Annotated in this window: 8 protein-coding genes; 1 reads left to right on the top strand and 7 read right to left on the bottom strand. The window is 36.2% G+C overall.

Annotated features, from left to right (window positions below):
- Positions 1-746 precede the first annotated feature (746 nt).
- Positions 747-2,522 carry an AarF/UbiB family protein gene (locus TERY_RS18400; protein WP_011613201.1) on the top strand — a complete coding sequence of 592 codons (1,776 nt, stop codon included), beginning with the start codon at positions 747-749 and terminating at the stop codon, positions 2,520-2,522.
- 492 nt (positions 2,523-3,014) lie between these two features.
- On the opposite strand, the gene TERY_RS18395 is transcribed toward TERY_RS18400, so the two are convergent.
- The 7 genes from TERY_RS18395 to TERY_RS18360 all read right to left on the bottom strand — a co-directional run bounded on the left by TERY_RS18395 (position 3,015) and on the right by TERY_RS18360 (position 21,297).
- A complete protein-coding gene (locus TERY_RS18395; protein ID WP_044136913.1) occupies positions 3,015-3,218 on the bottom strand; it encodes a hypothetical protein in 204 nt (67 codons plus the stop codon).
- 516 nt (positions 3,219-3,734) lie between these two features.
- Positions 3,735-5,651 carry an NAD(P)-binding domain-containing protein gene (locus tag TERY_RS18390; protein ID WP_011613200.1) on the bottom strand — a complete coding sequence of 639 codons (1,917 nt, stop codon included), beginning with the start codon at positions 5,649-5,651 and terminating at the stop codon, positions 3,735-3,737.
- Positions 5,652-6,923: 1,272 nt separating this feature from the next.
- On the bottom strand, positions 6,924-8,609 hold the full coding sequence (locus TERY_RS18380; RefSeq protein WP_011613199.1) for a lipase family protein: 1,686 nt from the start codon (positions 8,607-8,609) through the stop codon (positions 6,924-6,926).
- A gap of 249 nt (positions 8,610-8,858) precedes the next feature.
- A complete protein-coding gene (locus TERY_RS18375) occupies positions 8,859-10,340 on the bottom strand; it encodes an NAD(P)-binding domain-containing protein (protein ID WP_011613198.1) in 1,482 nt (493 codons plus the stop codon).
- Positions 10,341-10,483: 143 nt separating this feature from the next.
- The gene (locus TERY_RS18370; RefSeq protein ID WP_011613197.1) at positions 10,484-10,972 is read right to left on the bottom strand and encodes a lipocalin-like domain-containing protein; all 489 of its coding nucleotides are present in this window, start codon (positions 10,970-10,972) and stop codon (positions 10,484-10,486) included.
- 366 nt (positions 10,973-11,338) lie between these two features.
- Positions 11,339-15,403: a type I polyketide synthase gene (locus TERY_RS18365; RefSeq protein WP_011613196.1), complete on the bottom strand. Its 4,065-nt coding sequence runs from the start codon at positions 15,401-15,403 to the stop codon at positions 11,339-11,341.
- 164 nt (positions 15,404-15,567) lie between these two features.
- Positions 15,568-21,297 carry a type I polyketide synthase gene (locus TERY_RS18360; protein WP_011613195.1) on the bottom strand — a complete coding sequence of 1,910 codons (5,730 nt, stop codon included), beginning with the start codon at positions 21,295-21,297 and terminating at the stop codon, positions 15,568-15,570.
- Positions 21,298-21,369: the final 72 nt, after the last annotated feature.

Raw genomic sequence — 21,369 nt, 5'->3', positions numbered from 1 at the left:
CTCCTTGGGTTGGATTTACCTTGGTATAGTTGCTGGGATGACTATTCCGGATAATTCAGACTCTTTAATGTATAAGAAGGTTAATCAATTTTTGTCAAGCATTTATTTAGATAAATTTGTTTGGTTAAAGCAGAATAATAGTGTTTTCCTTATCAAAAACAATTACTATAATAACTATATATTAATGAATAAATAAATAAATAAATAAATAAATAAATAAATAAATAAATGAATAATTAATTAATTATTTATTTTTTTTTTACTGACAATCGTTAGTATGATAATAAATATAATTTAGTGATAAACTTTTTGGTTTTTCTCTAGGGAAGAATAGGAAGTTAGTTTGCTGATTTATTGTTGATAGTTAAATTGTTCAGCTATTCGTGATCTCAAAATACGATAGCTAATTTTTAAGTAAATATTAAGAGTATAAGTTTCTTGCTAGTATTGTGTTTTGTTAGTTATGCTTTACTATAACTTTAATAATTTAACACTAGGTAAAATAAGAGCTTTCCTGGGGAATGCTGCAACAACAGCTAAGTTTATGAATTAGCTTTGAGAGGTGTTTGCTATAAGTGAACTCACTAATTTTTACCAAAAAACTGAATGTTTACTATTTTCATTATTGAACTGTTGCAATTAAATTGATCTATAAATATGCTGAATCTAAACTATATTTAGATTTCTAGAGATTTGTAATTCAAAATTATAAACAGAAAGCTACGTCTTGTCTAAGATATAATAGGATGCTAAACAAGAAATATATTCCAACACCGCTGATTGAGAAAAAGAAAAAGAAAAAAGTAAAGATTGTAGAAAAAATAGATAAGCGACGAGTCACGACTCCTTATGTTATTCGGCGATTCATTATTTATTTTTTAGCCCTACAGTGGCGCAGATTTACTGGCAAAGCAAATATGGAAAAAACAGCAACTCAATTGCGAGAAATATTTGAAGATTTTGGTGGTTTTTGGGTAAAAGCAGGTCAGGTTTTAGCACTACGAACAGATATTTTACCAGAACCTATATGTGATGCCTTACAAAGTTTACAGTCTGAAGCACTTGGTTTTCCTTTTGATATTGTACGCTCAACTATTGAGTCAGAATTGGGTGTTCCTTTGAAGAAAGTTTTTGCCGTTTTTGATGAGGAACCCTTAGCAGCAGCTTCTATTGCTCAAGTTCATACTGCGGTTTTGCGTAAAAAACAAATCCCTGTAGTCGTGAAAGTTCAGCGTCCTGGTTTAGAAGATGCTTTCCAGCGAGATTTAAATGTTATTAAGGGTCTGGTTAATCTATTAATTTTCTTGAATATTGCTACTTATTTAGGTTGGGGTGAATTTATTGCAGAGTTAGATAAAACCTTTAAAGAAGAACTAGATTTCAGATATGAAGCAAGCAGTACTATTAGGATGAGAAAGTCCCTTAAAGAACATAAAGTTTTCGTTCCAAAGATATACGAAAAATATTCTAAACGTCGGATTTTGGTAATGGAATTTATAAATGGTGTAATGATGTCAGACTATATTACTGCCCTAGCAAGTCAACGTTCTCTAGCTGCGAAGTGGGAGGAGGAAAATAACATTGATAGAGTCAAACTTGGGGAAAGGTTATACTTGTCCTTGTTCCGACAACTATTTGAAGACAATCTATTTCATGCTGACTTACATCCAGGTAATATAATATTGTTGCGTAATAACAAGTTTGTACTCATTGATCATGGTAGTACAGGTTCTTTGGAAGCAGAATTAAGGAATACTTACTTGAATTATGTTAATGGTTTAGGGGAAGGAAATTTTACCAAAGCAGCTGATTACTATATTCGATTTGGTGTTGGTATTCCTAAAGTTGATATTGATAGAGTGCGAGTAGAGATGGGGCGTCAGTTTGAGAACTGGTATGTCAGATCTCAAGTTAAAGGAGTACCGTTTCGGCAAAAATCTTTAGGTGGAGCTATTAAAGGAGTAACTGATGTAGCTTTTGGTTATAAAATCCCTACTAACTGGGATTTTTTAAAACTTACTAGGTCTGTTCTAGCATTAGATGGTTCACTGCAATATCTATGGCCAGATATAGATGTCTTTGAAGTTATTAATAAGTATAACAAACAAGCACGGCGTCGTGCTTTAGTAAATAATCTACGTCCTGAGAATATTCTTAAATGGGTTAACCAAGCTTCAGATATTGTTAATCAGTATAATTATTTAGTCTTGCCAGAAGTTAGAAAGCGAACAAATGCTTATGAATTGACAGTTAATCAGTTTGCTCTCTCAATGGTAGTGATTTTGAGGAGGTCATCTTATCTAGTGCTGGTCGCTGAATTTGGTGCACTGTATGTATTCCTTTATCAACACTATTTTCAAATTATTCGGCCAATTAATATTCAAATGATTGATGAAATAGTTAGTAAGTTCCCATATATACCATACTTGGAGTGGGTGGGAATATTAATTGTTGTAGGATTGATTTTCCAAGTTTTATTAGTTTGTGCAAAAATCTTAGGACGCAAAGAGTTAAATATTTAAGGTTAGCTAAAAGAAGATATTAAAGTACAGTTTAATATTACTCTTATTATCCTTTTTGGCTTTTCCCTCTTGACCTGGAGACATTTCTAAAAAATAATTTAGGGGAATTCCATAAAATTTCCCTAAAACAAATTTAAACAAAGTTTTTGTGATTGATAGAGGTACCTATTGTAGTCTCCTCTTCGAGCTATACTTCATTCCTTTGTAGAATTTATCAGTAATTTATCTCATCTCCTTGGTAAACTCTTCTATCTCTAAATATTTTTCGTATTGGGCAACATGTTGATCAACAAATTGTACATACCAATTCATCATTTCCACTACGTTGTTATTATCTAATAAATTGGCATTAAACTGGGCAAATGTACCACAAGCACCTTAAATATTTGTTAAAAGAAGTTTCAATCTTTTTCTAATTCCTGAAGATATAGTAGGTTTATTGTTTTTTAATGTTTTATCTCTAATGGCCTTACTCCAAGGTTCACGTTTGTTCTAAGGGCGAGTTTTAAATATGCTTAAATCTTGAAACACAGCGGCAAAAATTGAGAAAGGCTTTGTTCCAGCAATGGAAATGACATATCTGAAAATATAATCATCTTTATTGTCACTATCATCAGTATTAAAGCCATCTTTAACATTACTCTTAATGCTTTTATAGAGCTTATACTTAGCAACAAACATCGTACCATCTGCCACATTAGAAACTGATCTTCGCTCAACACTAACAAACCAGAGAATATCCCATTCTCCAGTTAACCTCTTAATTTTTTTCTTCTCGAAAGTATTCTTAACAGCTCTAGTAGCTAAATTCGATAGATATATTTCTTTACCCGTATAAAGCTTAGGAAAAGAAACACAATAGGAAAGTCAAATCAAAGACAATATTTTCCTATCCCATAGATGCTTTGTTGGTGAATCATCATCATTTTTGAAATAGCCTTCATTTTATATTTCTGGTTGATCTATATCTAGATTAAATTTTTCTTTCTGTAGTTTTGCCATAATAATACTTACTTTCTATTTTTTGTGTTGTAAAAACTTAAATAATGTCCAAAAAGTGGATAAGGAAATCTCTAGTAGTCGATCGCCTCATTAATTATAAATACCTGTAAAGATTATTGATAATCCTAACAGGTATTTATACATTATCTTAGCAGACCGATGTATGAGGCCATAACCAATAATATTGAATGAGATCGACGAACCCAATAATTAATTTTTAACAGCTATTTCACGGTCTAATAGTTCACTTTTAGGAAGCCCGTCATTTTCAAAGACTCTAGGATTAGCATAATTCATCCTATCTTTCTCAGGAAAAGACATTAAAAACATCATACTATCATTGTCACAATTACGCCAAGGCAGACTTTGCTCTAGAGCCATTAGACTAGGTAATGTGATCGGTAAAAATCCTACCACAAAGCGGAATAAATCCACTGTCATATATAAAGTATAGAAAAGTAAACCCGAACCAATACTAATTAATGGAGATAAGTTAGCTCCCCAATAACAAACTGCAGAAATAATTAAAGATAAGATGTAAGGGAAGAAAAGACTAATTGTCAGGTAAGGTATTATATAGGACTGAGGGCGAGTTCCATATAGTTGATTAATCCTATCAGCGTAACGTTCCTTAGCACCTGCAACTACTCCAGAGCCATATTGACGAAAACGTATAGGCATCGGAGCCCCAAATAGAAAGCCCTGAAGTTGCTTCCAAGAACTTAGGTGCTGCCAAATTTTAGGTTGAGTACCAAGTAGTTCTGCCATTTCTTCCATCCATTGATCAAAAAAGTAGATATGAGGCCAACGCTCTGTCATCTTTGGATTTTTCCGAGCGTGAGCATCAGCTTCTTTTTTAATTAGTTTTTTCAATTTTTCTTTTTCTGGCAACTTATACCCACCAGAGAAAACTTGAGCGACAAACCGTGACTGCATTTCTGCCATAGCAGGGATAGAACCGATAGTAGGTCTAACAAACCCTACAAATGCTAGATTAGGCATATCAGGATGCAAACAACCTTTATACAATTCTTGGTGTCGGTATTGCCAGTTATCAGGAAACTCAATTAAAGCAGCTCCAGGCTTAAACCCTGTATTAGCTACCACCATATCAACTTCTTCTCTGGTGCCATCTGGGAAATAAACTCCTGTTTCATCAAAGCGCTCTACCTTACCCTTTGCTGTAATCTTACCACTATGAACCAAATATATAATATCATCAGGAGCAGTACTAGGTCGGGTCAAATTACCACTCATATCCCCAAAATTGTTGTTAGGTTTAGGCCAGTATTTACCTGCCCAATAGTGGGGAACATAAGCCGTTGGTAGCCATTCTTTAGGAAGATCGCGTAACCAGGGATGCATATTTGCATAAGCAGTTCGTAATGGTTCTGGTAGGCGAGTAATCCAACTCATTTGGGCACTTAATAATTCTTGGTAGTCCTTAATGTATTGACCCATTGGCCAGAACTGGATTTGATCAAAAGGCTTATTACTGTAAGGATAAACCCGGGGAGCAAAATTAAAATTACCTGCTGCTACAACAGTTTTAGCTGCTACACTGCTAATTTCAGAACTAATACCAATGCCACTTTCACCAAGACCCATGCACACTACTTTTTTGTCCCGAAATGCTTCTGGGTCTTTGTATTTGAATCCGTGCATTATAGTACCAGTAAACTTCTCTATTCCTGGAACGTCCCTAATAACTGGTTCACCATGTAATCCAGTGCTAATTACTACATAATCGTAGCCACTGTAAGTTTCTCCATCAGTAATTACATCATATTTGCCATCTGTGCTACGAGCGATCGCTTTTACTTGTACACCAAAGTGAACTTTATCTTCTAACCCATAATGCTTCGTAAATGAGCTGAGATATTCCATCATTTCTTCTGGCTTCATAAAGTCAGCATATTCTTTTGGTGCTGGGTAACAGCCATATTCTGTCATCCACTTGGAAGAAGTGAGAGTTGAAGTCTTCCAGCAATATTTGTGCCATACACCACCCAAAGATGCTTCCTTTTCTAAGATAGTCAAGTCTAAGCCAGTATCTAAAAGTTCTTTAGCTGCTATTAGACCAGACGATCCAGCTCCTACGACTATAGCTCGTTTTGTTTCTATCATCACTGTTAAAGTTTTTTCAAATTTTGGTTTAAGAGTTATTTAATTTCCATTATATAATGATGATTCATTATTTCTTATTTGTCAATACTCTTGTTTTTGGATATTACGATAGACTTTATGAGAAAATATGGCAAGCAAAACAGGAGGAAATATGACCAAATTTTCCCTCAATCATTTCTATTTTTTACTGATAATTCAGAATAATCTATAGCGTATAACTATAGCGTATAACTATAACCTAAAAGTCTTATCTAAATTAACCAAAAAAATCTCCCATATTTTTTCTTTTTGTCAACAACTAAAAAGATTATTTATTGCGATTTACCAGCTTTGATAATTGATTTTTTGCTATATATATAGCAATTATTCTATATAACTTATCCTTTCTACAAGATAAAGCTTTAACTCTATTATTTTTAAACTTAGGATAATTTACAATCAAAGTCTTAGGTTTCTCAAATTTTATTATTTTTTTTGTTGCATAATCTATATGTAATTTATAAATATTCACTATCTACACTATTTTTACCTATTGAAATGAAGTACTCCCTTAGCCATAAAATCATACTTATCCTTCAGTAATACCTCTTTTTAAAGCTTAGTATTAACTTGAGTTATAACCTTTCAAACTGAACCAATTTATCTTCGCTACGAACTATACTGCATCAATCGTTTTATTCAAGAGTATCTCTATAAAATGTAGGAAATGAAACACAATAAGAAAGTTATATCATCTTTTCCCAGAGCTCTCAAAAAATCAAGAAAATCTATGAATATCTGATTTTAAACCTCGTAACATGAATAGATAATTGGAAATTATTAGAGATTATACCTGCTGATAAATAACTTCTAAATAACAGTTACAAGCCCCAAGTATAATCTCCGGACATTAAATAATTTTAAAGTCAAGGAACAAGTATAACCCTGTTCCCAAAATTATATTTATGTGTTAGTTGCAACTGAGAATATTTTGACATTTATAGAGGTTGAAACACTCTGGATTACCTGCTTAATCTACCGCACATGGGATAAATCCACATTTGCTTCAAGCCTGTCAACAGACTTCTAAATTCCTCGGCATAGACAAAAATCTGTGAGGTTACTTTTTTTAGTTAGCTAAAAGAGTGGTTTTACTCAAGATGTTGTAGTAATAAATCGCTGCTTTAGCTACTTGTTTACTTTCAGCCGTCCTAGGAAATTGGTTGCCCCCCTCCTGTCCGCCGGAATTTTACCGTACTAGCTAGAGGTCATAGCGACAAGCTTAAATACTCACTAGTCTCTCTTTTTCTCAACTATTACAACTAGAGGTTGTGCATTCTTCTCTACATCACCTGACTGCTTCAATTCCGCAACAACATCAGATATTCCATCAAGTAGCTTACCTTCCCCACGATACAAATCTTTAATATCGTCATTTTTGGCTTTACCATAATTCAGAAGAATAGTATTAGCTTCTTGCTTCTTGTTCTCTTCCTTTCCAAGTCTTGCCTCTACTTCACTTGTAATATCTGCCTTGATACCGTAAAGTTCATCAACACCATAATATCCAACATATTGGTCTACGTGCTGGAAATAGAACTGCATATACCAATCCATCAAATTAATAATGTTATGACCAAGAATTAAATCACCAGGAAGAACAGACATAACAACAGAGATAGGCACTGTAAGACCAATGTGATCGAGTACTTCCTCAAAAACTGACTCAATTTTATCCTCAATAAGGACTACTGTTACACCTGCATCAATAACTTGAGCAAAAAACTTTGAGACGATAAAAGTGGATGATTTTACGAGATAATCTAATTTACCTTTAAGGGGTTCAAAAGCTCTACCGACAAATGGAATGTCTTCTATTACATTAGACATATCTTCTAAGCTACTTAGAAAAGCGTAGAGTAGCATTGCAGCACACTGATCCGCAATAAACTCTTTAACTTCAGGATATTTGTTAATATTTTCAATGCGGAAGTCATTATTAACCTTTCCAGTATAAGCAGGCTGAGGGATGATATGTTGATAGTTATGACGTTCAATTGACTTATTAAATGCCTGCATAATAATCTCAACCAAAGGACTAGAGGGAATGTCAGGCTCATATAAGCTAGCCACTCCAGTCATACCTTCCCTAGCGAAACAATTAGGAACAATGTCAAGCTCAGACCATAAACTTTGAGTTTTGTCACCAAGTTTTGATGTATAATATTCCTGAAGAGCTGGATTTCCCGGAGTTGGTCCGGCTATAGCCCAAACTTCTTTGATTGTAGCGATACCTTTGCTATCCCACTCTGACTGACGTTCAAATAATGCTAGAGCCACAAGTGGAGACATAGTACCAGCTAAACTGTGACCTACTACTATCAAATCTACTGGCTTGCTAGAGCTGCTGGTTATTTTTTGGAGAGCTTCCATAACAAGAGTACCATTACTATCCTTAGTCTTATTAAATAACTTATCCAAGGTCCTTGTAAATCCTGTAGATATTGATGGTTCAGTAGTAGATTGAAAGTTTGGTGGGCTGTTCCAGGGTTGACCATTGTTCCATTCTTTAGTTGAGAACACACCGCCGTCTTCACAAAGAATACTGTAAAATGACTTCATATTTGTTCCAGCTACAGAAAGAACATAAGTATCTTTTTCTGGATTGTTATCATTGTACTTGGCAATGTAGAGTGTATTGTCATTCACTCCAGAACCTGGGAATTGATAAATAGACATACCCCATACAAGTTCCCATTTTCCAATCAACTTTTTAACTCTTGGATTAGCTAAAATTCTCTGAACTGATTCAGTAGATAGTTGTTGTAAATATTCTTTTGAACCTACATAAGAATAAGGGAATGAAATGCAGTATATTATCCATATATGGGATATAACTATCTGTTCCCAAGTGTATTCTGTTGATGGTGCTTTAGGTGCTTTAGGTTTTTTTTGTAAAGTTTGATATGTTGTTGCCACTATGATCTCTCCTTAATTAATTAGTGGTGCAAAACTGGATAATTTGAAAAAAGCATTGACAAGATAAGGCCTGAGGAGAACACATACAAGCTGGCTGTAAAATCAAATATAGACCCAATTAATTAATAATTCATTTTGTCCTTATTATTTTTTGTTAAAAACAAAAACTGTACTCTCTTTAAGTATATAAGATTTTTTTGATCTACGCAAAAGTATTTTGACAAAATAATTATCGCCTTTAAGAACAGGTTAAGAAAAATTAAAGTCTTTGGGATCAGCTTGAGAAGTTGTGAGCCAATAACGTACAGTTGAAAAAGGCCAGTTATTGACGATTTTGCCTGTTTTTGTTTTGTACCAACTGCTACAACCACTATTCCACACGGTTTGACTAGCTGCAACTTGTAATTTTTGGTTATACTCAGAATTAATATCAGGCTTCACATCCAAATATTTCTGCGATTTATTCTGCATCATTTTGATACAAGAAATAATGTAATTAACTTGACATTCAACCATGAAAATAATTGACTGAGTTCCTGTATTTGTATTAGGTCCATACAACATAAACAAATTTGGAAATTCGGGAATCATAATGCCTTTATAGGCTTCTGCTCCATCTTGCCATTTGTCCTGTAGCAATTGATTGTTTAAACCAACAATTTTAATTGAGGACAAAAGTTTGGTATCAAATCCTGTAGCAAATATCAAAGTATCTACGGGATATTCTCTCCCTTCTTTGGTAATAATTTGATTCTGATTAATCCCTTTAATATCCTGAGCAACTACCTCTACATTAGGAAGTTGTAGAGCTGGATAATAATCATTGGAAATTAAAATGCGCTTACAACCAACTTCATAGTTAGGTTTTAGAATAGATTTAAGATTTTCATCTTTGATAATTTTCTCCCTTTGGAAGTTGAGGAAAGTACTAACAAGTTTTCCAACGATAGTATTTTGTTTTATTGTTAAATAAACAACAAAATATTCTAGGACTAAATACAATAACCATCGGTAAAATCTAAGAATAAATGGGAAACTCTTGCCTAACCAATGAATAAAATTTGTAAATTTAAAATCTGGTTTAGGTGCGATCCATGGCGCGCTACGTTGAAAAACAATTAACTTTTTCACCTGTTCAGCAATAATAGGAATAAACTGAATTGCACTTGCACCAGTACCAATTACTGCTACTGTTTCATCTTTTAGATCGTGTTCGTGATTCCAACGAGCGCAATGAAATTGAGTTCCCGAAAATGTTTCTAGACCATCAAGATGAGGAATTTTGGGTTTATTTAATTGTCCGCAACCACTAACTAAAATATTCGCAGAAAATTCTTCCCCAGAGGCACTATAAATACGCCAAATATTTTTTTCTGAGTCAAAAAAAGCGCTACTAATTTCTGTATTAAAAGTAATATGTTTTCTGATATCATATTTCTTAGAACAGTGTTCTAGATATTCTAGAATTTCTGGTTGTTTGGGAAAGTGTCGCGTCCAGTCACTTTTAGGTTCAAAGGAAAATGAATATAAAATAGATGGTGTATCACAACCACAACTAGGGTATGTATTATCGTGCCATGTACCGCCTACATTATCTGATTTTTCAAAAATTTTGAAAGTTGTAATGCCAGCTTTTCTGAGATTAATTGCCATACACAGACCAGATATTCCAGCACCAATGATAGCAATTTCTAAGTTTTGGTCTGGGTTACTAGAAATTTGATTATTCATTATAATTGCTCTAACAATTTTTTATATATTGTATGTATATTTATTGAGGTAAGCATTTAGATCAGAAAATATAACAAACAGGCTATACAACTATTCTAACTTTGCCTAATTATGGAACATCAAATTATTTTTAATCAAAGATCTTAAGGAACCAGTTTCCAAGTTAAGTTAAAGGATGTATCTCTTAACATATTAGTAAGTATAATTTGGCCTTCTGAAAATTCTACATTACGTTCAAAGTCTAAACCAACCCAATCAGGAACTAGGCTAACTTCAATATGGTGAATAACTGTACTGTCTCGTATTTCATACCTACCACTGTAAGAAAGACAATTTCTACCAGCACTAAAATATCTCAAAGTAGCCTTAATATATTTACCAAGATTAGCAATTAATTTTATTCCTAACTTAGGACTTTTCAAATCTTGCATTTCTTCCACTGATAGGCCAAGAAGTGGGCGATTAGTCGTCATAATTAACACAGACATATATCCATTTTCAGTATATATAAGATAGCCTGTAGGATTTTTACCAAAGGGGTAAGCAATTTTTTGTTTTGAATCAATAGTATAAAAATCAGCAAGTTTCCAAGTACCAACTAAATTATCTTTTGAGATTAAATTATCACTCATTCTTTTTTCTCCTAGTTTGGTTGTATTTTGTTATAAATACAAGCATTATACAAATTACCAAAATGAATACTAAACTTAAGTAAAACTTCAGTTCTTAAATAATTAATAACTTTACTACTCTATTTAGCTAAGTTAATGTTAGTTATTCTTATGTTTACTATTCCCTTACTTCTCTAATTCCCTACTCTCATACTGCAAAAAATGTAGAATTTTTTTTGAGAAATGGTATAACACGGTTATACAAACTGGCTTATACTATAAACCTGTCTAAAAGTATACTTTTGAAGAATTAAATCGTTATTCTTTGATTAAGTCAATACTCCCTAATTTTATTCAAAAAGGGTGCAAAATCTGCACCCTAATAATTTATTGAGCAATTAATTGTGGTAAAAGTTCTTGAGAAATCAGCTCCAAAAGTAATTTTTGGCTATCTTTCAAGAACATAAACATATGTTTACCAGGTATCCTATCTATTTTTAGGTTGCTGGTAGTATACTTAGACCAATTATTAAGTTGGCGATCGCTAATCGTATAATCATCTACTCCACTAAAACTGGAGATTGGGAAATCTAGTGGCTTTTTCTCTAGATAACGATAACTTTGTAACAGTTGAAAATCTGCCTTAAAGATATTCATTAACTCATGGAAAAGGGATGAATCTTCAGTAATACTTTCTGGAATTTCTGAAATTTCTAGAAGATAATTAAGTCGTTCTGTTTCTGAAAGAGATCCTATTTTTTCTAAGAAAGTATTGTCTGATGGTGGAACAACACCACTCAAAAATAAGTGTCTTGGTTTCAAATTATATTGTTTTTCCAGAAAATAGGCAAGCTCAAAAGCAATGAACCCTCCCATGCTATGACCAAAGAAAGCAAAAGGTTTATCCAAATAAGGAGAAAGGAAATCTGCTAAAACCTCTATTAGACTTGCAAAATCTGTAAATGGTTTTTCCTGAATACGCCTTTGCCTACCTGGTAGTTGAATGGGTAAAACTTCTATTTCTGGAGGCAAAGCATCAGACCATTGTTGATACATAGAAGCACTAGCACCCCATGGGTGAAAACAGAATAAACGGGTACTTGCATTAAGTTTAGGTTTGTGGTATGCAATCCAACCACTTCCTTTTTTGCTCTTAACGGGACCTTGGTCAGATGAGCCGCTATTAGTTAATTGTTCAACCAATGCTTCTGCTAATTCCATAATGCTAGGACCTTGCAAAATTAAGCTGGCAGGAATAGTTACTGCTAGTTGTTTTTCGACTTTGCTCCGAAGTTCTACAACGCTCAAAGAATCAAAACCTAGTTCTAGAACAGATTCATTGGGGTCTAAAACCTCAGAAGTATTCAGTTGCAGTACCTTCATTGCCAATTCTTGCAAATACTCTACTATCATCAACTTCTGTTCTTTTCTCGAAGCAGCTTGAAACTTCTCAATATCTATTATTGACGAAGGGGAAACTAAGTCTTCTAATTCTGTATACTTTTGGTCCGACTCTGTAACAGATTTTAACTGTTGTTGTTTGAGCAAATCCAGTATTTTTGGCACTAACTTCAGTTCGCTTGCTGAAAGATTACCAGTTTCTGCCAGTTGCTTAGTTAAAGTTTCTGTTGCCGTTTCTGTTATTTGAGAAACAGTCGATCCTGATAACCCTGACTTCTCACTTTCTATCCAATACCGTTGACGTTCGAAAGGATAATTAGGTAAAGTCACTTTTTGTCGCTGATAATCTCCATCAAACCCTGACCAATCTATTTTGGCTCCCCGAACGTATAATTCTGATAGACTAGAAAGTATTTGCTGCCATTCATCCACATTAGGGCGTAATGATGGTAACCACACACCTACATCTTCTGGTAAACACCGACGGCCCATACCTAATAATATTGGTTTTGCTCCGACTTCTAGGAAAATATCAACTCCCTGTTGGTGTAAAGCATTCATACTTTGGGCAAACTTAACTGGTTGTCGGACATGATTTACCCAATATTTAGCAGTAGTAATACTACTATCTGCCTTTGCCCCAGTGACGTTAGATATTATCGGTATCCTGGGTATACTATAATCAATTTGATTAGCTATAGCTTCAAACTCAGATAACATTGGTTCCATTAGAGGTGAATGAAAAGCATGGGATACTTGCAGTTGTTTCGTTTTAATTCTTTCCGACTTTAACTTAGTAGCGATCGCTCTTACCCCTTCTGACTCTCCAGAAATCACCACACTTGCTGGCCCATTAATCGCTGCCATAGCCACTTGATCTGTGTAATTTTTTAGGAGAGGGCGTATTTTTGACTCTGAGGCCATAACAGAAACCATTTCACCACCAGAAGGTAACTGTTGCATTAATTGTCCCCTAGCAGTAATTAACTTTAATCCGTCTTCTAAACTAAAAATTCCTGCTATTGTTGCTGCAACATATTCACCCACACTATGGCCCATGACTACATCTGGTTGAATTCCCCAAGACTGCCATAATTTAGCCAAAGCATATTCAATAGAAAATAGTGCTGGTTGAGTATAAGCAGTTTGGTGTAGTGGAGATGAATCAGAATCTTCTGTAGTATCAGAATATATGACATCTAACAGAGACATTTCCTCTGATTCTGCTTGCTCCTCAACAATTGTAGTGAAAATTTGATTACATTGGTCGATCGCCTGTCGGAAAACTGGTGCTTGCTCATATAATCTCCGACCCATATTAACGTATTGGGAACCTTGACCAGTGAATAAGAAAGCCACCTTTGGTAAACTGCTACTAGATACCTGTCCAGAGAATATTTCCTCCCCAGTTAAACCAGCGCTTAATTTCTCCAATAATTCTGCTTGATTAGCTGCGATAACTGCTAACCTATGATTGAAATGGGTACGTCCTGTGTTAGCTGTATAACAAATATCAGCTAACTCATTCCCATTATTCTCTTGTGCTAGATAATTTTGATAACGAACAACCGACTTCTCCAAAGCTTTTTTAGTTTTAGCTGACAGAGTTAATAAATGAAGGGATCTATCTGTATCATTTTTACTTTTAACTTGTTCTGGTGCTTCCTGTAAAATTACATGAGCATTAGTCCCACTCATACCAAATCCGCTAATTCCTGCCAAAAGAGGTTTACCTGGTTTTTCCCAAGGTACAACACTTGTTGCCACCTGCACCGGAATTTTATCCCAATCAATTTGAGGGTTAGGTTGATTAAAATGAAGATTAGGTGGAATTTCCTTGTTTTGCAGAGCCAAAATAATTTTAATTAAACCTGCAACCCCGGCAGCAGCTTCTAAGTGCCCCACATTACTTTTAACCGCACCCAAAACCAGAGGGTCATCCTTACTTCTTTCTCGACAATAAACCTCATCAATAGCTTTGACCTCCAGAGGATCTCCCAGAGAAGTTCCCGTACCGTGACATTCAACATAGTCAACTGCTAACGGGTCTACCTTAGCATTTACCAAAGCTTGCCGAATTACCTTCTTTTGTGCCTGTTGATTAGGAACTGTCAGTCCACTACTAGGGCCATCATGGTTAATAGCAGAACCTTTCACCAGAGCCAAAATGCGATCGCCATCTGCCACAGCATCCCGAAGACGTTTGGCAACAATAATACCACAACCCTCTCCCCTAGCATAACCATCAGCACTAGCATCAAAAGTCTTACAACGACTATCAGGGGATAATGCTCGACCTTTACAGAATCCATGAGTAACATTGGGATGAAGCATTAAATTTACTCCACCCACCAGAGCAAGGTTAGATTCTCCACTCCGCAAACTCTGACAAGCTATGTGCAAAGTAACTAAGGACGAGGAGCAAGTTGTATCCAGAGTAAAAGTTGGTCCTTGTAACCCAAAAGCATAAGCCACCCGACCCGATGAAGTATTCATCGCTGTACCTAGACCTAAATAAAAATCACCAAAGTTATTAGGTAAAGCATTTATACCAATCAAGGCATAATCATTAAAACATTGACCTATATATACTCCAGTATCAGTATTTTTCAAACTCCTGGGTGAAATACCTGCATTTTCTAATGCTTCCCAAGTTACCTCCAACAAAAGTCGTTGTGATGGGTCCATCTTATTTGCTTCTACCCCAGAAATACTGAAAAAAGCGGGGTCAAACTGGTCTACTGGTTGTTGGAGAAAATAACCATGACGAACGTATATTTGACCTGGTGCTTCTGGGTCGGGGTTGTAGTAGAGGTCATTATCCCATCGCTCTTTAGGAATCTCTACTCTGCCATCTATTGATTCCCTGAGAAATTCCCAGTAAGACTCTGGAGTATCAACACCCCCTGGAAAACGACAAGCAGTACCAATAATTGCTATTGGTTCGGTGGTTGCTGTTTCTATTTCATTTAATTTAGCAGTTGCTTGTTTAACTGCTAATAAAAGACGTTGCTGATTTGAGAGTTGAATAGTTTCGGAGCTAGGTTCCATGTTTAATTCCTTCTTTAGTAAATATTAGGGAATAGGGAGTATTGGAGTGGGGGGGGGAGTGGAGGAGTTCAGTATCTTTAGGCAAGACTAATAACTGTGAGCTGATAACTGACTCCTAACTCCTTAATTCTCAATTCTGAATTCTCAATTCTAAATTCTCAATTCTATATAAACTGATAAAGTTGAGTCAGAGCTTCATCAATAGCTTCATCCATTTTGTCTTCTGAAAGCTGACTAATCTCTGTAATTAGACTTTCTGCATCAATAGCAGTATCATCTGTTTCATACTCAGCCTCTTTTTCATCCACTTTCGGAATTATTTCCTCTAGATACTCAGCTAATGCCTGAATATTTGGATACTCAAAAGTAGAAGTTGAGGACAAAGTAATACCTAAATCAACCTGAATCATTTGCCCAAAATCCAATGCCATCAGCGAATCCATTCCTAAATTAAAGAATCCTTCCTCTGGGTCTGGTAAATCATTTTTACCCCGCCTCAATACTTTAGCCACAACACCGATCAAGTAATCAACCATTAACCTTTGTCGTTGGTCAGTTGTTGCCACCTTCATTTGTTCTAACAACTCCCGTTGTTTAGGTCCCTGATTTGCTTTACCTTGGAGTGGATGCTGACTTGCTATTTCCGATAGAAATGCTGGAGTCATCTGTCCAAACTGACTCAACAAGTGTGGCCAGTCAATATTAAATATTGCTATTTGTGCTTCATCGGTCGCCAATACTTCTTCTAAAGCTTGTAACCCTTGCTCTGTTTGAATCCCTTGCAAACCTTGACTTTGTAGACGACCTTGTTGTTGTGCCCCCATCCGAGCGGCGATGCCAACATTTGCCCAAGGTCCCCAGTTAATACTCAATCCTGGTAATCCTAAATTCTGACGATATTGGGCCACTGCATCCATAAAGGCGTTAGCTGCGGCATAGTTACTTTGACCAGGGGAACCTAACACTGATGCAAGGGAGGAGAAGCAAACAAAGAAATCTAATGGTATATCTTTTGTTAATTTATGTAGATTCCAAGTTCCAGTAACTTTGGGAGCAGTAACTTTTGTGAATTGTTGCCAAGTCATTTGTTGTATGAAACCGTCATCTAAAACTCCGGCAGCATGAATTACACCTTTAAGGGGAGGTAAGGATGTCTGTATCTTTTGGAAAATATTAACCATATCTTTTTCCACAGAGACATCCCCTAAGAATACTGAAACTTGAGTTCCTGCTGCTTCTAATTCTTGGATACTTTCCTGGGCGGTTTCTGAGGGAGAGTTGCGCCCTACTAAGGCTATACTCTTAACGCCCTGCTGTACGAGTAATTGAGCCACTTCTAACCCCAAAGCACCTAAACCACCAGTAATCAAATAACTTGCTTCCGTCTGAATAGCTAACTTAGCATCAGTATCTAACCTGGGTTGAGTTAGTCTTGCTACTTGACGTTTTCCTTGACAATAGCGGATTTGATTTTCCACACTGGTTGATGTCTGATGGTTAGCGACCTCATCAAGTAAAACTTTTAAAGTTTCTTGTTCATCAGCATTAGGGTCTAGGTCTAAACAACGACAGTCTAACTGCGGATACTCCATAGTTATGACTTTGCCTACCCCCCATAAAAGAGCTTGTTGCGGTTGAGCGTTAATACTGACTCCTGACTCCTTGCTTCTGACTTCTAATGAAGCTCCTTGAGTCACTAACAAAAGAGGAGGTAATTTTTCTAGCGATCGCATCCCTTGCAAGAAGTTAATGATACTACCACAAATTATCTCTTCTGTTTTTGTCAACTCCTCAACATCTGTATCTAAACTCCACAGGTGAATAACACCCTTCAAAGGTAACTCTTCTGTTAATTCATTTACCTCATCAAGTAACTTTTGGAAATGTTCTGGTTGTGTTGGAGATAATTGAATTATCTGTTTTTTGCCTTCAGAGGATAACTTTTTGTAACTATCTGCTGGATAAACAACAATACATTGATGACCTTGGTCTAATAATTGGGAGTTCAGGCTATCGCTCCATTCTTTTAACTTACTATTTGATTCTCCTGTAGGGCAAAATAGCAGATAAGTTCCTGTTTCCTGTGTCTCACCAGGCATCAAAGCAGCAGGTTGCCATTCTGTTTGATAGTACCACTGACTGAAATCTAGTCCAAAGCTCCTCAACAATAACTTGCGACTTAATTGACGGAAGTCTATACCACTATATTCTGCTAATACTTTGCCATCTCCATTGAGCAAGTAAGTCTCACCTAGAAGTTCTCCTCGATCATAAGAACTTGACTCGTCAATTTTGGTGTAATACCACAAATCATCATCAATGTCAAAATTATCAAAAAACTTAAAGCTCTTAGCTCCAGCAAATGCGTAGGTAGGAATTTCCATTTCACTATCAATGGCATTTTTTTTGCCATTACCATTATTCTCAGTATTCTGAGACAACTCCCTAAGTATTGACAACAGAGCTACTGGCACAATTCCAGAATCAACCATACCCGGATGAGGCCAATATTCCTGCATCTCTTCATTGTTTTCACCTGCTTTTACTTTGACTAAGCCTTCTGTACTACTTATCCAAGCTTGTTCTGTCCATTGAAATGTCGGTCCTAGGTGAAAGTCTCCTTTCATGGGTTCCAGTGCAGTTGAGTAATATTCATCACTGGAAAGAGACTGAATACATCGGTTTTTTACTGCTGCAATATCAATATTTTCTTTCGGTAACTCTGAGTTATTAACAGAGCGAACTTTTGCCTTAGCGTGAACCGTCCAAACTGTTGATGGGTCGTATTCTGTTCCTGCTTCACAACTTATCAATTGATAAGTATATTCTGTTTCTTTTTCTTGATCCAGAAGTATTTGCACTGTACGACTAGAAGTTTCATCTGCTCCCAATATCTGCAAAAATTCAATATTTTCGACAACGCAAGAATCACTGTTTAGTGCTTCTTTACCAGCAAGGAGACCAAGAACAATGTGAGACGCACCAGCTACAACTATTTTGCCGTAATATCTGTGGTCTTTCACATAAGAAGGAAACTCAGGAGTTAATTTAGTCTGAAAGCGGAATTGTTGTGCAAAGGGTAAAAGTAATTTACGACCTAATAAAGGATTTGATGTTCCCTCCTCAGTGACAAAACCATTATTGCTACTGACTGAAACAGAATTTCTCCCCCGCGAATAGTTATCTATCCAGTATCTTTGTCGTTGGAATGGGTAAGTAGGTAATATTACTTTCTGACGACTATACTCTCCATCATATTCTACCCAGTCTACCTTTACTCCCCGCACATATAACTCTCCCAGAGAAGAAAGCATCTGTGAAAAATCCTCTGACCTCGCGCTTTCTAAGGAGGACTGGAGAGGGATGTGCTCAGGACGTAATGATGGCAACCAAACACCTACATCTTTAGGCAGACATCGGCGACCCATACCCAACAATATTGGTTTCGGTCCGACTTCTAAGAAAATTTCAACGCCCTGTTTCTGTAAAGCATCCATACCTTCAGCAAACCTGACTGGTAGACGTACATGATCTACCCAATATTTGGCTGTTGTGATGCTTTTATCTGCTATTGTTCCCGTGACATTAGATATGACTGGAATCTCTGGTTGATGATAAGTTAGTTCCTTAGCTACTGCTTCCCATTCTGCCAACATTGGTTCCATCAATGGTGAATGGAAGGCGTGAGATACCTGTAATTGTTTGGTTTTAATTTTTTCTGATTCTAAACTGCTGACAATTTCCCTGACTGCTGTCGCCTCACCAGAAATAACTACACTTTTTGGTCCGTTTATTGCTGCGATAGCTACTTTTTCTGCATAAGGTCTGAGGAGCTTTTTCACTTTTGCTTCTGATGCCATCACAGCTACCATTTCTCCACCTGCGGGTAACTGTTGCATTAACCGTCCCCTTGCTGCAATGAGTTTCAGACCATCTTCTAAACTAAATATTCCAGCTACTGTTGCTGCTATATATTCACCTACACTATGACCCATCACTACATCTGGTTTAATTCCCCAAGATTCCCATAATTTAGCTAGGGCGTATTCTATGGCAAATATAGCAGGTTGGGTATAAGCTGTTTGGTCTAGGGGTGATGTCTCTCCACCTTCAGGATAAATAATTTCTAATATAGAATTTACACCCAGTTCCTCTAATATTTCCTCACATTCATCAAGTGCCGCTCTGAATACTGGTGCTTGTTCGTATAACTCCTTGCCCATATTAACATATTGGGAACCTTGACCTGTGAATAGGAAGGCGACTTTAGGAGCAGTAGCGTTGATTAACAGTTTCCCAGAACAGATACCCTCTACTTTATCTTCTAATTTAAACTGTCGCAGTTTTTCAGTTAATTCTGTTTGTTTCTCAGCAACAACTGCTAATCTGTGGTTAAAATGAACTCTTCCTGTATTTGCAGTGTAACAAACATCTCCTAGATCCAAATCTAGATTAGTTTCTAGATAATGATGATAACTATCTACTAAATCTGCTAAAGCTGTTGGAGTCTTAGCTGACAAAGTTAATATATGAACGGGACGTTGCAAATCATCTTCTTCTTTAACCTGACTGGGAGCTTCTTCCAATACAACGTGAGAGTTAGTTCCACCTATACCAAAAGAACTAACTCCTGCTCGTAGAGGAGTGCCGTTGCGTTTCCATTCAGATAAAGTACTGTTGACGTAAAACGGACTATCGCTAAAATTAATCTGGGGATTAGGTTTTTCGTAGTGTAGACTGGGAGGTATTAAATTATGTTTGAGAGTCAAAACAGTTTTAATCAATGCTCCTATCCCTGCCGCCGTATTCATGTGTCCCACATTTGTTTTTAGGGAACCTATGGCGCAAAATTGTTTTTTATCAGTATGCTCTGAAAAGGCTTTTGTTAAAGCTTCAATCTCAATCGGATCTCCTAGTTCCGTACCCGTGCCATGAGCTTCTATATATGTAATTGTTTCTGGAGTTACACTAGCAACAGCTTGAGCTTCAGAAATAACTGCAGCTTGACCATCAACACTGGGAGCAGTATAACCCAGTTTCAAAGAACCATCATTATTAATCGCCGAACCCTTAATTACAGCATGAATACAATCTCCATCTGCTATAGCATCTTGCAGTGGTTTAAGTAACACAACTCCTACACCATTACCAAAAACTGTTCCCGAACTTCTGGCATCAAAGGCTCGACAATGACCATCGTGAGAGCCGATCAATCCTTCCTGATGTAAGTATCCCACATTTTGAGGGATTTGGATCGAAACACCACCTGCCAGAGCCATGTCACATTCTCCATTGAGCAAACTTTGACATGCTAAATGTACTGCAACTAATGAAGTGGAGCAAGCTGTTTGAATATTGAGCGCTGGTCCAGTAAGATTTAGTTTGTAAGCGGTGCGGGTTGCTAAGTAATCTTTGTCATTACCTACCATTTGGGTAAAGTAGCGATTACCCAGTAGAATAAAATCTTGGTCTTCCAGGTTATACATTAAATAGGTAGGCAGTCCACCTCCAGCATATACCCCGATTGAACCTTCATAGTTTTCTGGGTTATAACCACTACTTTCTATTGCTTCCCAGGCGCACTCTAAAAAAAGTCGTTGTTGCGGGTCTATTTCTTCTGCTTCTCTAGGACTGTAGTTAAAAAAATTAGCATCAAACATATCGATGTCTGAGACCATAGAATTAACTTTAACATAGTTGGGATTATTAAGTATTTCGGGTGCAACACCAGACTTGCTCAACTGTTTATCTGATAATAATGAGATAGATTCAACACCATTCTTGAGATTATCCCAAAAATCCTCCACGTTTTTTGCCCCTGGAAACCGTCCAGACATTCCTATGATAGCAATTTCATTATCATTATATTGTTGTGGTTCTTCTGGCTGATTCATAATTTTTATTATATATTTAGGTTTTAGATTTTAACTTTTAGGTTTTAGAGGTATTAAATTTCAGGTAAATTC

The sequence above is a fragment of the Trichodesmium erythraeum IMS101 genome (assembly GCF_000014265.1).
Classification (GTDB): domain Bacteria; phylum Cyanobacteriota; class Cyanobacteriia; order Cyanobacteriales; family Microcoleaceae; genus Trichodesmium; species Trichodesmium erythraeum.
The sequence above is the reverse complement of the archived record's forward strand: the minus strand, read 5'-3'. Positions and strand labels throughout refer to the sequence as shown.